This window comes from Streptomyces kronopolitis (genome assembly GCF_014646275.1).
Taxonomy (GTDB): domain Bacteria; phylum Actinomycetota; class Actinomycetes; order Streptomycetales; family Streptomycetaceae; genus Streptomyces; species Streptomyces kronopolitis.
Genome location: NZ_BMND01000009.1, coordinates 88,467 through 102,352, shown reverse-complemented (window position 1 = coordinate 102,352; position 13,886 = coordinate 88,467). Strand labels below are relative to the sequence as shown.

Sequence of the window (13,886 nt, the reverse complement as noted above, 5' to 3'; positions counted from 1 at the left end):
CCGCCCGGTCAGGGGAGCTGCAGCCGGTCGCCGCCGGCCAGGATCGCGTCGGCGAGCGCCTCGGCCGGTCCCCGGGCCGCGCGGTCGCGGTCTCCATGGAGAAGAGCGAAATCCACCCCGCCCAGTTCCGGCAGACCGGCGCGTGGCGAGATCTCATCCAAACCTGGCGGGATCATGCCCCTTGTATGTGCCATAACGCCCAGCCCTGCCCGGGTTGCGGCGATCAGTCCGTTGAGGCTCGCGCTGGTGCAGACGATCCGCCACTCCCGGCCCGCGCGCTCCAGCGCCTCCAGGGCCCGGGCGCGGCTCAGCGCGGGCGAGGGGAAGACGACCAGCGGGACCGGCCGCTGCGGATCCAGGCGCAGCCGCCCGGCGCCGACCCACACCAGACGGTCGCGCCACACCAGCCGCCCGTGGGGCGCCTCCGGGCGCCGCTTGGCGAGGACGAGATCGAGCCGCCCGGCCGCCAGCAGCTCGTGCAGGGTCCCCGACAGCTCGACCCGCAGCTCCAGATCGACCTCGGGGTGGTCCCGCCGGAACCCTTCGAGGACCTCCGGCAGCCGGGTCAGCACGAAGTCCTCCGAGGCGCCGAAGCGGAGCCGGCCGCGCAGCCGGGTCCCCGTGAAGAAGCTCGTGGCCCGCTCGTTGGCCTCCAGGATCGTCCGGGCGAAGCCGAGCATCGCCTCGCCGTCCTCGGTCAGCTCCACGCCGTGGGTGTCCCGGGCGAACAGCCGGCGCCCGGCGGTCTCCTCCAGCTTCCGCACGTGCTGGCTCACGGTCGACTGCCGCAGCCCGAGCCGGTGCGCGGCCTGCGTGAAGCTCAGGGTCTGCGCCACGGCGAGAAAGGTGCGCAGCTGCACGGGTTCGAACACGGACCCTCCGTCCCGGCCACCCCGTCACCGGGCGCGGCCGCCGTTCATCGCCGACCGCTCACGGCCGCCGCCCATCGTGGAACGTGATAGCAGTGACCATGGTAAACAGGGTTCCCGATCGTCGCAGGTCGCGGCAGTCTGGACGGGGCCGCAGCGGCACCGCGCCGGGCGGCCCCGCCCGAGAGCCGCCGAACGACCGAAGCGAGATCCATGCACCGCGCTGCGCCCAAGCTGCCCTCCTGGCTGCCCGTGGACGGATTCATCCTGGCGCTGCTGGGGACCGTCGGACTGGCCGCGCTGCTGCCCGCCCGCGGACCGGGCGCCACCGTCGCCGAGGGCGCCTCGACCGCGGCCGTGGCACTGCTCTTCTTCCTCTACGGCGCCCGGCTCTCCACCCGCGAGGCGCTCGACGGGCTGCGCCACTGGCGGCTCCATCTCACCGTCCTGGCCTGCACCTTCGTGCTGTTCCCCGCGCTCGGTCTGGCCGCCCGCCTGCTGGTCCCCGAGGTGCTGCCGACCACCCTCTACACCGGGCTGCTGTTCCTGTGCCTGGTGCCGTCCACGGTCCAGTCCTCGATCGCCTTCACCGCCCTGGCCCGCGGCAATGTCGCGGCGGCGATCTGCGCCGGCTCGTTCTCCAGCCTCGCCGGCATCGTCCTCACCCCGCTGCTGGCGGGCCTGGTGCTGCCCGGCGACGGCGGTGGCTTCCGCGCCGGTTCGCTGCTGCCGATCGTCTGCCAGCTGCTGCTCCCGTTCCTCGCCGGGCAGCTGCTGCGGCGGTGGATCGGCGGCTTCCTCACCCGCCACAAGAAGGTCCTGGGCCGGGTGGACCGCGGCTCGATCCTGCTCGTCGTCTACGCCGCCTTCAGCGCCGGCGTCGTGAGGGGCATCTGGCACCAGGTCTCCGCGCTGCGGCTGCTGTGCCTGCTGGGGGTGGAGGCGGTGCTGCTCGCGGTGATGCTGACGGCCACCTCGTACGGCGCCGGGAAGCTCGGCTTCCGCCGCGAGGACCGGATCGCGATCACCTTCGCCGGCTCGAAGAAGAGCCTGGCGGCCGGTCTGCCGATGGCCAGTGTCCTCTTCGGCGCGCAGGCCGGGCTCATGGTGCTGCCGCTGATGCTGTTCCACCAGATGCAGTTGATGGTGTGCGCGTTCCTGGCGAAGCGGATGGCGGCCCGCACGGTGCCGGAGCCACGGCGCGCGGCGGCCCCGGCCGGTCCCGGCGGCGCCGCCCCGGCAGAGGCCGTGGCAGCAGCCGGCCGGCGGCCGCCGGGACCGCGCGACTGAGGTCAGCCCCTAACGCCCCGCGCCCCGCACCCGGTCCAGCGGGAGCCCGAGGACCAGTGGGCCGGGCGCGGCGGCGTTCTCGGTGCGCAGGGCGGCCAGTTCGGCATCGCCGAGGGCGCGGCCGTAGACGCGGACCTCGTCCAGCGCGCCGGTGAACTGGGCCCGGCCGTCGGGCTTCTGGCCCAGGTGCACCCCGAACACCGAGCCCCGGCTGACCGACCCCGGGACGTCGGGCACCACGGTGGTCTCGCCGCCGTCCACGGTGAGCAGCAGCCGGCCGCCGGTGCGGCGCAGCGCCAGATGGTGCCAGCCGCCGTCGTTGTAGGCGCCGTGGGTCACGGCCTGGGCGGTGGCGGCCGGGGCGGCGCCGTCGACGGCGGTCAGGCGGCCGACGAGCCGGCCGTGGGCGGGGTCCCCCTCCACCTCGACCTGCGGGCTCCGGGTGCCCACGCCGCCCATCCACAGCAGCGGCTGCTCGCCGGTCGTGGCGTTGTAGCGGAACCACAGACTGCACGTGAAGTCGCGGGCGCCCAGGGGCAGGGAGGGGCGGAAGGGGAGGCGGACCGCGCCGTCGGTGCCGTCGAAGGAGAGCGCCCGGCCGAAGCGGCCGTCGGTGCCGCGGGGGCCGCCGAGCACGAGCGCGGGCCGGGCGCCCCGGGCGGTGTCGCGGGTGGTGGGGTCGGGCCCGCGGCGCGGGCCGAGCCAGGCCTCGGTGAAGCGCGCGAAGCGGATCTCGTCCCGGGCGTCGGCCGCGCCGCCCTCGTACATCAGGCCGGTGACCTCGGGGGAGAGGGCCACCAGGTCCGAGTAGCCGGACCAGTCGGTGGTGACCCGGGCGCCGCGCTCCACGCCCTCCCAGGTGCGGCCCTCGTCCCAGGAGGTGCGGATGGTCATGGTGCGGCGCCGGTCGGGGTCGGCGGGCGCCGCGAGGAGGGTGCGGCTGCGGCCGCCCGCGGCGGACGAGTGCGGCAGCAGCAGCGCGGAGCCCTGCACCATCGGCGTGTAGAGGTCGGGCAGGGCGCGGAACGGCGCGCTGAACGATGCCCCGCCGTCGCGGCTGACGGCCGCGGTGCGATGCCCCAGGTCGGTGCCGTCCTGCTCCCGGCCGTTGACGTAGACCGAGCCGTCCGAGCGTTCCAGGAGGGCCATCTCGGAGGGCTTCTGGCGGAAGGTGCCGTCGGCGGCGACCGGCCAGCTGTCCAGCGCGCCGACCTTCCAGGTGGTGCCGCCGTCGTCGCTGTGCACCAGCGCGGCGTGGTTGGCGGTGACCCGGTTGCCCGCGTAGCTCTCGGAGTTGATGCCGACGACCAGCCGGCCGCGGTGCCGCCCATGGGTGAGCTGGATGCCGTGCAGGGGGCCGGTGGCGTACCAGGAGTTCCACTGCGGGGGGCGGATGGCGGGGGTCAGGTCCCGGGGCGCGGACCAGGACGCGCCGTCGTCGTCGCTGTACTGGAGGTGCGGGGTGCGATCGCAGGGGACATCGCAGCTGAGGCCGTCGGTGCGGCCCTTGTTGTAGGTCTCGGCCAGCACGATGCGGCCGGTGCGGCGGTCCACGACGGGCGCCGGGTTGCCGTGGGTGTCGCCGCCTCCGCGGTTGACGACCTGGAGCGGGCCCCAGGTGCGTCCGCCGTCGGTGGACCGCTTGAGCACCAGGTCGATGTCGCCGGCGTCCCCGCAGTCGTGCCGCCGTCCCTCGGCGAACGCGAGGAGGGTTCCCTGGGCGGACTCCACGACGGCCGGTATACGGAAGCAGAAGTAGCCCTGTTCCCGGGACGCCTTGAAGAGGATCTGCTGGTCGAATCCGCCGGCCGGGGCGGTCGTGGCGGCGGCCGTGGCACCGGGCGCACCGCCGGGCGCGGCCTGTGCGGGGGCGGTGGGCAGGAGGGCGAGGGCGGTGGCGGCCAGCGCGGCGAGCAGGGCCGCGGCACGGCGGTGCGGGGGTCTGCTGCGGTGAGCGGGGTGTGCGCGGAGAACTGACGTCATGGTCCGGCCTGCCCTTCGGCATCGGCGTCGGGTCATCAGGACATCCCACGTCCTATGTGCATCGCGACGGAAGCTACTGCCGCGTGCGGACCGCGACAAGGAGCATGCGTCGGTTCTCCGCGCCGCAACCGGAATTCACCCGCCCGGCCCGCAAGAGCTGCGCTGGGTGTGCCGGACGGGGCGCGGGGGAGCCGAGTGCCCAGTGCGCCGGATGCCCCCGAGGCCGCGCGTCCGGACTCCCACGGCACCGCGTCCCCCTTGCCTCACGGCCGCAGCACCACCTTGCCGAGGTTGGCCCGGGCCTCGATGATTTCGTGCGCCTTCGCGGCCTCGGCCAGCGGCAGTTCGGCATGGACAGCGGCCCGCAGCCGGCCGGATCCGGCCAGCTCCCACAGGAGTTCCCCGTCGCGGGCGTAGCGCTCGCGGTGGACGGCGGCGAAGCGGCGCATCGTCATCCCGGTGATGGTCCGGTCGCCGGCCAGCAGCGCGTACGCCGGGACCGTGCCGCCACCGGAGTTGAAGAAGACCAGCCGCCCACCGGGGACCGACGCGGCCAGCGCCCGCGGCAGCAGCTCGCCCCCGACGCCGTCCAGCACGATGTCGACCGGCTCACCCCAGGACTCCTGGTCGTAGGTGACCACCTCATCGGCCCCCAGCCCGAGGAGGAACTCCGCCTTCGCGGCCGAGCCGACGGCGGCCACCACCCGCGGAACGCCCCGCAGCTTGGCGAGTTGGACGGCGAGATGCCCCACGCCGCCCGCCGCGCCGGTGATCAGCACGGATTCGGCATCCCGCGGCGCGGCGGTGTGCAGCACGGCGAGCGCGACATGCCCGCCGCGCACCAGCGCCACCGCTTCCACGGCGCTCGCGCCGTCCGGGATCCGGCTCGCCAGGACGGCGGGGGCGAGGGCGAGTTCGGCGTAGGAGCCGGTGAGGGTGAGCGAGGTGACGCGGTCCCCGACGGCGAAGCCGGTGACGTCCGGCCCGAGCGCGACGACCGCACCGGCGATCTCGCCGCCGGGCATGGCGGGCAGGGGATCGCCGCCCCCGTTGCCGTCGCCGCGCACCCGCCGCACGCACGGCAGCGTGACGCCGATCGCCTCGGTGCGGACGAGGAGTTCACCGGGCCCGGGCTCCGGCGCCTCGGCCTCCTCGACGCGCAGCACCTCGGGACCGCCGTAGGCATGGAAACGGACTCGGCGCACGGGCCACCTCCTGGACGATGTCTCCGGTCGGCACACACCGCCGGATGTCATTGGATGGCCCAACGATAACGGGAAACCCGTTGGTGTCACCCATGTTTTTTCGTAGGGACTCCCCATGATTCCCGGGTACGGTGGTCCCATGTCCGACCTCCCCTACGCCCCCAGCCGCATCCGCGCGCTCCCCAGCTGGCTGCTCGGCCGCGCCGCCGCCCGAGGACACCGGCTCGTCGCTGACGCTTTGGCCGCCGAGGGCATGCGGATGATGCACCACGCCGTGCTGTCGGCGGTCGCCGAACTCGGCCCGGTCTCCCAGGCGGAGCTGGGCCGGACGCTGGGCATCGACCCCAAGGACATGGTCGCGCTCGTCAACGACCTCCAGCGGGACGGGCTGGTGACCCGCACCCCCGACCCGGGCGACCGGCGCAAGAACGCCGTCGAGATCTCCGCCGACGGCCGGCGGCGGCTGCGCCGCACCCAGCGGCTCGGCGACCGGGCCAACGCGGAACTGACCGCCGCCCTGACCCCCGCCGAACGCGAGCAGCTGATCGCCCTGCTCACCCGGATCGCGCTGCCCGGGGAGTGACTCCCGGCGGCGGGATTCTGTGCGACCGGCCGTCGGGCGTCACCCGCAGGCCGCCGCCGCGGCAACCCGTCCCCGGACCGGCCCGCCGCGGACCTATCCGGCCGCTCCCGGCACCGCCACCCGGTGCTCGCCCGCGTACACGTTCATCGAGGAGCCGCGCAGAAACCCGATCAGGGTCAGCCCGGTCTCGGCGGCCAGGTCGACGGCGAGCGAGGACGGCGCCGAGACCGCGGCCAGCACCGGAATGCCCGCCATCACGGCCTTCTGCGCCAGCTCGAACGAGGCCCGCCCGGAGACCATCAGCACACACGAGGACAGCGGCAGCCGCCCCTCCTGCAGCGCCCGGCCGATGATCTTGTCGACGGCGTTGTGCCGCCCCACGTCCTCCCGGATGTCCAGCAGGTCACCGTCCACCGTGAACAGCGCCGCGGCATGCAGCCCCCCGGTCCGCTCGAACACCCGCTGGGCGGCCCGCAGCCGGTCGGGCAGCGCGGCCAGCGTCGCCGGCGTGACCCGGACCGGGGCGCCGGGGCCGGCGTCCAGCGGCCAGCGGGTGCGGGTGCGCACCGCGTCCAGGCTGGCCTTGCCGCACAGCCCGCACGACGACGTCGTATAGACGTTGCGCTCCAGGGTGATGTCCGGGACCGGCACCCCGTCCGCGAGCCGCACATCCACCACGTTGTAGGAGTTCATCCCCTCCCCGCTCCCGGCCTCGCCCGCGGGGGAGGGGTCCGGGGTGGTCGCCCCCGCGCAGTAGACGATGTGCGCCAGCTCGTCGGCGCGCGCCAGGACCCCCTCGCTGACCAGGAATCCGGCGGCGAGAGCGAAATCGTCACCCGGCGTGCGCATCGTGATCGCCAGCGGCTTGCCGCCGAGCCGGATCTCCATCGGCTCCTCGGCGACGAGGGTGTCCGGACGGGTGCTCGCGACACCGTCGCGGATGCGGATGACGCGGCGTCGCTCGGTGACCCGTCCCATGTCTGATCAGTCCCGTCCTCACCGGCCCTGGACCCGGTGGCGTAGCGGCGGACAGCCGAAGCGGTCCGGAGTGCGGCGGCTGCCGTGCGGTGCGGGCGCGTGGTGCCCCACGACGGCCCCGCCCCGCCCGGCCTCCTCATTCTCCCGCACGGGCCACGGCCCCGGCCTCAGCGCCCCGGCCCGCCGGGCGCCGCCTCCTTCCCCGCCTCCTTCAGCTCCCGGCCGCCGAAGGCGCCCGAGCCGTCGGCCGCGGCCCAGGCCGCCTCCAGCCCGGCCTGGTCCAGCGTCCGCCAGTCCGGGGTGTCCTGGACGAACGCCCGTCCCAGCCGCCGCCCCAGCTCGACCATGCTCCGGCCGGTCCTGCCCCGCTCGGCGCCGTACTCCTCCAGGGCGTCCGGCCGCTCCGGCAGGGCCCGCAGCGCGGCCTCCAGCGCGGCGGCGTCCTGGAGCGCCTTGACCGCGCCGCCGCCGGTGTGCGGCCGGGCGACGGTGGCGGCATCGCCCGCGAGCAGCAGCCGGCCGGACGTGTAGCGCGGCGCCGTGAAGTCGTACATGGGCTGGAGGAACAGCTCCTGACGGGTCGTCAACCGCATCAGCCCACCCCAGTACGGCGGCAGCAACTCGCCCGTGACGTACCGGAGATGGTCGTGCAGCGCGTCGGTGAGGGCGCCGGGCGGCAGCCCCGCGGGGGCGTCCGGCCCGAGGTCGAGGTCCTCGGGCGGCGCGGTGTACAGCACCCAGTTGGCGCGCAGTCCGCCGCGGCCGTCGGGGATGCGGTAGATGATGACGTGCCCGCCGGGGAAGACGCCGTAGACGCAGTCCTCCTCCGCCCACGGTTCGGACGGCAGGCCGGGACAGTCCAGCGCCGCCATCCGGTCGGCCGGCACAGTGCCCCGCCAGGCCAGATAACCGGCGTAGTCGGGCCGGACACCGGGGAACGCGGCTTCGCGTACCACCGAGCGATAGCCGTCCGCACCGATGACCAGATCGAAGCGCTCCGAACGGTCCCCACCGGCGGCGCGGCCGTCCGCCCCGCCGGCGCCCGAAGCGCCCGAGGCCGCGGCACCGCTCCCGTCGCCACCCCCGTCGCCCCCGAAACGCAGCACCGCCCCGTCCGCGTCGCCGTCCACCCCCGCCACCCGGGTCCCCGGCCGGAACACCGTGTCCTGCGGCAGTCGTTGACGTAACTCCCGCCAGAGCGGGCCCCAGCAGTACGAGCGGAACGGGAAGGGCTGGACGGCGATCTGGCGGCCGAGCGGGGCGGCGCCGTCACGGACGTACCAGCGGCGGGTGGTCAGCTGCGCCCACGGCATCGAGGTGTCCAGATACCCGGCCGCCGCGAGTTCGGCGTACCGGGCATCGTGCACCACGAGGCCGACTCCCCGGTCCGCGAGCAGACCCGCGGTGCGTTCGTGGAGGGTGATCCGGCCGGCGCCGGCGCGATGGGCGGCCAGTGCCGCGGCGCATCCGGCGATGCTGCCGCCCACGACGGCGACATCGGCCCCTGCGATCGTCATGCGGTGCGTGCTCATACGGCGCCCCCTGCGCTGTCCGCAGCCGAGGGTCGGTCGGCCGCCCGGTTCGATCGGCCGCATTGTGGCAGGTGATTCCCTCCGGCGCCCGGAGTTCCGAAAAGACAGCGGGAATTACGTACATGCGGCGGAGGAGGGATGGCCGGGCGACAGCCTGGGTATATGCCTGAGCCGGGGCCGAACGAGTGAATCGGCCCGCGGTGAAGCGGCCCGGTGGCGGGATCTGTGGGGGGTCCCGTCATCGGGCGTTCGCCTTGTCGGCCCGGTGCGCGAGCCCGCGGCCGAGCCGATCGCGCGCCCCTCTCGAAGCACCCGCGCACCCTCCCCGCCCGCGCCGCCCCGGCCTCTGCCCGGCCGCCGCGCCCCTGCTCGGAGCGGCTCCCCACCCGTGACCCCCGGCCCGGGCTCCCGTCGTTCCGCTCCGTGAGATCACCCCCGGTCGAGCCCCGGCGTCCGGGTAATGTGCCTGTGGATCACTCTGATCATCCCGATCGTGCTGATCACCCCGATGTACCGGCAGCACCACCCGCACCGGGCACCGACCGACCACGAATCACGAATGGCGAGACGCACATGAGCGAAGGGACAGCACCGGCGGCCGGCGACGCGGCCTCCGTCGCTGACGAGGCGGCCCGCGAGCAGCTGCGCTACCTGCGCGGCAGCATCGACAACCTCGACGCCGCCCTGGTGCATCTGCTCGCCGAGCGCTTCAAGTGCACCCAGCAGGTCGGCGAACTCAAGGCCCGCCACCACCTGCCGCCCGCCGACCCGGCCCGCGAGGCCGCACAGATCGAACGGCTGCGCCGCCTGGCCGAGGACGCCAGGCTGGACCCGGCCTTCGCCGAGAAGTTCCTCAACTTCATCATCGGCGAAGTGGTCCGCCACCACCGGGCGATCGCCGACCGCACCCAGGAAGAGGCGGAGGAGCGCACCGAACCGGCTGCGGGCTGAGTGCGGGGCTTTCGTCGTGGGGGAGGGGCGAGTGGTGGGGGCTGCTCGCCCCTCCTCGCGTGTAGCAACTCCCCTTCTTCCGGGGTGACTTGGTGAACCATCTGGGCATGGGGGACCCCGCTCGTGCCCGGGGTGCCTGGCTGCACTGAGTACGGCTCGGGGTATCCGCTCCACCGAGTACGGCCACGAATCCGGGCGCCTCTGTACCCCGTCACCCACCGGCCGTCTCGTACGGCGCCTCCACCCCTCGGCCACCGGCCGTCCCCCCGCAGCCACATCAGCCATCGGCCACCCCGCCCGCCGTCGCGCGTCCCTCGCACACCCACCACCCCACCCACCCCGACCGCCTCACCCGGGTGGCCCCGTCGCCCGGGCCGAGTGACACTCGCCATACCTGACGCCGGACCGTCCCGCGGTGCCCGCATGCCCACTACCGTCCAGTAGCGCGGTCCCCCGGGGACCGCCGAGCGCCACCACCCTGCCCCTCCGGCCGTGCACCGAGAGCGGAGACAACGATGGCCCCCACCTCCCCGTCCACCCCGAACGCGCAGCGGGACGCGCACACCACCCCCGCCCCCACGCTCGTTCTCAAGCCCGGTACCGCCTGGCAGGACGCCTGGCAGCGCAGCCTGGCCGCGGCCCCTGAGGCGTTCCGCGACGACCGGGCCCTGAACCTCTGGGCCGGCGCCTGGCACCCGGACGGCGATCCGCTGCCCGCCACCAGCCCCGTCGACGGCACCCCCATCGCCGGCCCGCCCCGCCTGGACGCGGACGCCGCCCTGCACGCCGTACGGGCCTCCCTCGACCAGCACCGGGCCTGGCGCGAGGTCCCGTTGACCGAGCGCAAGGCCCGGATCTCCGCCACCCTCGACGCGCTGACCGAGCACCGTGAACTGCTCGCCCTGCTCCTGGTCTGGGAGATCGGCAAGCCCTGGAAGCTCGCCCAGGCCGACGTCGACCGCGCCATCGACGGCGTCCGCTGGTACGTCACCGAGATCGAGCGGATGCTCGCCGACCGCACCCCGCTGCCCGGCCCGGTCAGCAACATCGCCAGCTGGAACTATCCGATGTCGGTGCTGATCCACGCGATGCTGGTGCAGGCACTGGCCGGCAACGCGGTGATGGCCAAGACCCCCACCGACGGCGGCCTGGTGTGTCTGACCCTCGCCTGCGCCCTGGCCGCCCGCGAGGGGGTGCCGGTCACCCTCGTCAGCGGCAGCGGCAAGGAGTTGTCGCCCGCCCTGGTCCGCTCGCCCGAGATCGGCTGCGTCTCCTTCGTCGGCGGGCGGGACACCGGCGCCCGGGTCGCCACCGCCGTCGCCGACCTCGGCAAACGCCACATCCTCGAACAGGAGGGCCTCAACACCTGGGGCATCTGGAACTTCAGCGACTGGCAGGCCCTGACGCCGCTGCTGCGCAAGACCTTCGACTACGCCAAGCAGCGCTGCACCGCCTACCCCCGCTTCGTCGTCCAGCGCGAGGCCTTCGCCGACTTCCTCACCGCCTATCTCCCGGCGGTCCGCAGCGTGCGCTTCGGACACCCGCTGGCCGTCGCCGATCCCGCGGACCCGCTCCCGGAACTCGACTTCGGCCCGCTGATCAACGCCGGCAAGGCCAAGGAGCTGGCCGACCTCACCTCCGAGGCGATCACCCGGGGCGCCGTCCCCCTGCACCGGGGCAGCCTCGCCGACGGCCGCTTCCTGCCCTCCCAGGACACCTCGGCCTACTTCCCGCCCACCACGCTGCTGGCCCCGCCCTCCTCCTCCCCGCTCCACCATTCCGAGCCCTTCGGCCCCGTCGACACGATCGTGCCCGTCGACACCGAGGCCGAGCTGCTCACCGCCATGAACGCCAGCAACGGCGCCCTCGTCGCCAGCCTGTCCTGCGACGACAAGGACACCTACGACCGCCTCGCCCCGCAGATCCGCGCCTTCAAGGTCGGCCACGGCAAGCCCCGCTCCCGCGGCGACCGCGACGAGCTGTTCGGCGGCTTCGGCAACTCCTGGAGCGGCGCGTTCGTGGGTGGCGAACTCCTGGTCCGCGCGGTGACCGAGGGCCCGTCCACCGAACGCCTGCCGGGCAACTTCCCGGACTATCACCTGATGCCGTAGCGGACCGCCGGCCCGGCGCTCCGGGCGGGCAGCGGACGCGGGCACGCCCGACGTCCGCCTATCCGATCCCCTGCCGGTCCGGATGCGAGGCGAACCGCCGGTCCGACGGCGAGGGTGCCGCACGCTCGATCGCCTGGAGGAGCAGCGTGCGGTGCCGCACCAGCGGCTGCTGCCGATCCCGCGGCACGAGCAGCAGCAGATCGTCGATCCCGGCCAGGAGCCGCCGGCTGACCTGCGGGCCGGACACCGCGGCCACCCGGATCTCGGTCAGGCCCAGATCCACCAGATCCGTCCAGCCCGGAATGCTCTGCGTCAGCCGCACCGCACCCCGGCGGTCCCGGTGCTGGACCGTCCCGAGCGGCAGCGGCGCCACCGCCGCCAGAATCTGCACGATCCGGTCCAGGCATTGCACGGCCGTGGTCGGATCGTTCACCGCCGGCGACAGCGCCCGCAGCGCGATGTCCGACAACTGCCGCAGGCCGAGCCCGAGATCCTGGTGAAAGGTCCGTTCCATCCCCACCGACACCGTGTACCGCAGCGCCCGCCGCGGTGGCGCTGCCCCGCCGTGCACCGCGAGCACCGGCGTCCCCGGCAGCACGAAGTCCCCGGTCCGCGGGATCAGCCGCAGGACCACCCCGTGCCGCCGCGCCACCCGCACCAGCCGGGCCACATGCACATCCTTCAGCACCCCGGCCCGCCCCTCATGCGCCACACGCCCTGTCTCAGGCCCCTCCGGCACCCCGGATCCCGCGCCCTCCGCCCCCGTCCCCTGCCGCTCCAGCATCCGCAGCGCCTCCCGGGCGATGCGGTCGACCACCGGCCCCACCTGCATCAGCCGCAGCGTGGCGGACACATAGACGACGAACAGCACCAGGCTCAGCCCCACCAGCAGCAACGTCATCAGCGTCTGCACCAGGGGCACCGAGGTCACCTGCCGTGCGCTCCGCTCACTCTCGAAGGAGGTGAGCACCAGCAGCGAGAACAGGAAGGTCGCGAGAAAGACCGTGAAGGTGAGCTTGCTGATCCGGCTGCGGATGAAGATCCGCACCACCCGCGGGGTGCGCTGACCGCTCGCCATCTGCAGCGCGACCAGCGAAATGCTGAAGACCACGCCGATGAAGGTCAACATCGCCGAGCTGATCGTCGTCACGATGACCTTGGTGTCCTCGGTGAGCGCGACCAGCTCACGGATCTCCGCGTAGGCATTGACCCGGTGCAGATGCGCGAGGATCTCCTCGTCCAGTGCGCCGGCCGCCCACCACAGCAGGACCGCACACACCAGCCCCGCCATGGGGGCGAACCAGAAGGTGTCCCGCAGATGCTCCCGCAACGGCGAAAGCGCTTTTGGCCTGCGCGGACCATCGATATGCGCGATGTGTACCTTATTGCCCATAAATCGAGGTTATGTGGCACCGGGATACGCAGGTGAAGGGCACTCCGAAACCTTGGTATTGTTATCCATGTCGCCGCGGGGAACGCCCCGTGACGATCACACCTAGTCCGGGTGGCGGAATGGCAGACGCGCTAGCTTGAGGTGCTAGTGCCCTTTATCGGGCGTGGGGGTTCAAGTCCCCCCTCGGACACACAAAGAAGTGCACATCAGCGGGCTGCGACCACATGGTCGCAGCCCGCTGACGTGCGTGAAGATCTACCTTCGGCCCGCATCCGGCGCACAGTGGCGCTTGGCCGCCCGGCTCGATGGCCTGTCTGGAGCCGGGCGGTCGTGTCACCGGAGGCTCGGTGGTGTGGCGGGTCCGCTCCTCGGTGAGGGCATCAGCCGGCCGACGTGTGGGCGAGCTGCGCTTCGAAGAGGGGCACCCGCCACGCCTCGGAACTCCCCGCCAACCTCGGGCCCGTACACGCCCTTGCGGACCGCTGTTTCCTTCAACGCGGCGTCCGGGCCGCTATGCGCCCCGGACGCCGCCCTGCCCCACTGCCCAGGTACCGCGGCCAGCAGTAGCCGCCCTCCGCTCGTCAGATGCGGAACAACACCGCGGGCTGCACGGTGAGTTGCTCACGAGCCGCGTCCGGAACGTGCCCGTCACACCGGCGATACCGAGAAGTGGCGCCTTCATGCTCAAGGCTGTCAGGCGTCACGTCGGCTCCACCCGAAGCTTGATTTCATGATTGTGCTCGATATGGTCCACGACGGTTCCTTCGATTGTCTCCCCTATCGCCGGCCATTCAGCGCGAGGGGCCATCTGGCCGCGCGGGAGGTAAGAGATCGCGTCCACCACGGCTGTAACATCGGGAAATTCCGAAAGCTGCACAAAGAATCCAAATCCGCTGTGTCGAACGACGGAACCTTGTGTGCGTACGCCGAACGGGAGCTTCCGCTTCGCCTCTTCCCACTCTTGCTCATTGATCATCGGTGACAATTCCTC

11 protein-coding genes and 1 tRNA gene are annotated in these 13,886 nt (G+C 73.4%); 5 read left to right on the top strand and 7 right to left on the bottom strand.

Annotation, left to right across the window (positions count from 1 at the left end):
• Positions 1-8: 8 nt before the first annotated feature.
• Positions 9-872, bottom strand: coding sequence for a LysR substrate-binding domain-containing protein (locus tag IEY78_RS13100; RefSeq protein WP_189097862.1), 864 nt, complete (start codon positions 870-872; stop codon positions 9-11).
• 210 nt (positions 873-1,082) lie between these two features.
• Between IEY78_RS13100 and IEY78_RS13095 the strand changes: the two genes are divergently transcribed.
• Entirely contained in the window at positions 1,083-2,159 is a 1,077-nt protein-coding gene (locus IEY78_RS13095; RefSeq protein WP_189097861.1) for a bile acid:sodium symporter family protein, read from the top strand.
• Between the two features lie 9 nt (positions 2,160-2,168).
• Here the strand turns inward: IEY78_RS13095 and IEY78_RS13090 are convergent, their stop codons facing one another.
• Both IEY78_RS13090 and IEY78_RS13085 read right to left on the bottom strand, forming a co-directional pair.
• Positions 2,169-4,142, bottom strand: coding sequence for a sialidase family protein (locus tag IEY78_RS13090; RefSeq protein WP_189097860.1), 1,974 nt, complete (start codon positions 4,140-4,142; stop codon positions 2,169-2,171).
• Between the two features lie 263 nt (positions 4,143-4,405).
• Entirely contained in the window at positions 4,406-5,347 is a 942-nt protein-coding gene (locus IEY78_RS13085; protein ID WP_189097859.1) for a quinone oxidoreductase family protein, read from the bottom strand.
• A gap of 139 nt (positions 5,348-5,486) precedes the next feature.
• Between IEY78_RS13085 and IEY78_RS13080 the strand changes: the two genes are divergently transcribed.
• The gene (locus IEY78_RS13080) at positions 5,487-5,930 is read left to right on the top strand and encodes a MarR family winged helix-turn-helix transcriptional regulator (protein ID WP_189097858.1); all 444 of its coding nucleotides are present in this window, start codon (positions 5,487-5,489) and stop codon (positions 5,928-5,930) included.
• 93 nt (positions 5,931-6,023) lie between these two features.
• Here the strand turns inward: IEY78_RS13080 and fdhD are convergent, their stop codons facing one another.
• Both fdhD and IEY78_RS13070 read right to left on the bottom strand, forming a co-directional pair.
• Entirely contained in the window at positions 6,024-6,908 is an 885-nt protein-coding gene (gene fdhD, locus IEY78_RS13075; RefSeq protein ID WP_189097857.1) for a formate dehydrogenase accessory sulfurtransferase FdhD, read from the bottom strand.
• Between the two features lie 167 nt (positions 6,909-7,075).
• Positions 7,076-8,425, bottom strand: coding sequence for an FAD-dependent monooxygenase (locus IEY78_RS13070; protein WP_189097856.1), 1,350 nt, complete (start codon positions 8,423-8,425; stop codon positions 7,076-7,078).
• A gap of 588 nt (positions 8,426-9,013) precedes the next feature.
• Between IEY78_RS13070 and IEY78_RS13065 the strand changes: the two genes are divergently transcribed.
• Together IEY78_RS13065 and IEY78_RS13060 are read left to right on the top strand one after the other, a co-directional pair.
• The gene (locus IEY78_RS13065) at positions 9,014-9,391 is read left to right on the top strand and encodes a chorismate mutase (RefSeq protein WP_189097855.1); all 378 of its coding nucleotides are present in this window, start codon (positions 9,014-9,016) and stop codon (positions 9,389-9,391) included.
• Positions 9,392-9,906: 515 nt separating this feature from the next.
• The gene (locus IEY78_RS13060; RefSeq protein WP_189097854.1) at positions 9,907-11,502 is read left to right on the top strand and encodes an aldehyde dehydrogenase family protein; all 1,596 of its coding nucleotides are present in this window, start codon (positions 9,907-9,909) and stop codon (positions 11,500-11,502) included.
• Between the two features lie 58 nt (positions 11,503-11,560).
• Here IEY78_RS13060 and IEY78_RS13055 read toward each other — a convergent pair whose 3' ends face one another.
• Positions 11,561-12,895 carry a DUF2254 domain-containing protein gene (locus IEY78_RS13055; protein ID WP_189097853.1) on the bottom strand — a complete coding sequence of 445 codons (1,335 nt, stop codon included), beginning with the start codon at positions 12,893-12,895 and terminating at the stop codon, positions 11,561-11,563.
• Between the two features lie 105 nt (positions 12,896-13,000).
• Between IEY78_RS13055 and IEY78_RS13050 the strand changes: the two genes are divergently transcribed.
• Positions 13,001-13,085, top strand: a tRNA-Leu gene (locus tag IEY78_RS13050).
• Between the two features lie 510 nt (positions 13,086-13,595).
• Here IEY78_RS13050 and IEY78_RS13045 read toward each other — a convergent pair.
• Entirely contained in the window at positions 13,596-13,871 is a 276-nt protein-coding gene (locus tag IEY78_RS13045; protein WP_189097852.1) for an RNA-binding protein, read from the bottom strand.
• Between the last annotated feature and the right edge of the window lie 15 nt (positions 13,872-13,886).

Excerpts from the sequence above, each read along its gene's own strand:
- IEY78_RS13045 (WP_189097852.1), bottom strand. The coding sequence starts at position 13,871 with ATGATCAATGAGCAAGAGTGGGAAGAGGCGAAGCGGAAGCTCCCGTTC.
- IEY78_RS13095 (WP_189097861.1), top strand. The coding sequence starts at position 1,083 with ATGCACCGCGCTGCGCCCAAGCTGCCCTCCTGGCTGCCCGTGGACGGA.
- IEY78_RS13090 (WP_189097860.1), bottom strand. The coding sequence starts at position 4,142 with ATGACGTCAGTTCTCCGCGCACACCCCGCTCACCGCAGCAGACCCCCG.
- IEY78_RS13080 (WP_189097858.1), top strand. The coding sequence starts at position 5,487 with ATGTCCGACCTCCCCTACGCCCCCAGCCGCATCCGCGCGCTCCCCAGC.
- IEY78_RS13065 (WP_189097855.1), top strand. The coding sequence starts at position 9,014 with ATGAGCGAAGGGACAGCACCGGCGGCCGGCGACGCGGCCTCCGTCGCT.
- IEY78_RS13055 (WP_189097853.1), bottom strand. The coding sequence starts at position 12,895 with ATGGGCAATAAGGTACACATCGCGCATATCGATGGTCCGCGCAGGCCA.
- IEY78_RS13070 (WP_189097856.1), bottom strand. The coding sequence starts at position 8,425 with ATGACGATCGCAGGGGCCGATGTCGCCGTCGTGGGCGGCAGCATCGCC.
- IEY78_RS13060 (WP_189097854.1), top strand. The coding sequence starts at position 9,907 with ATGGCCCCCACCTCCCCGTCCACCCCGAACGCGCAGCGGGACGCGCAC.
- fdhD (WP_189097857.1), bottom strand. The coding sequence starts at position 6,908 with ATGGGACGGGTCACCGAGCGACGCCGCGTCATCCGCATCCGCGACGGT.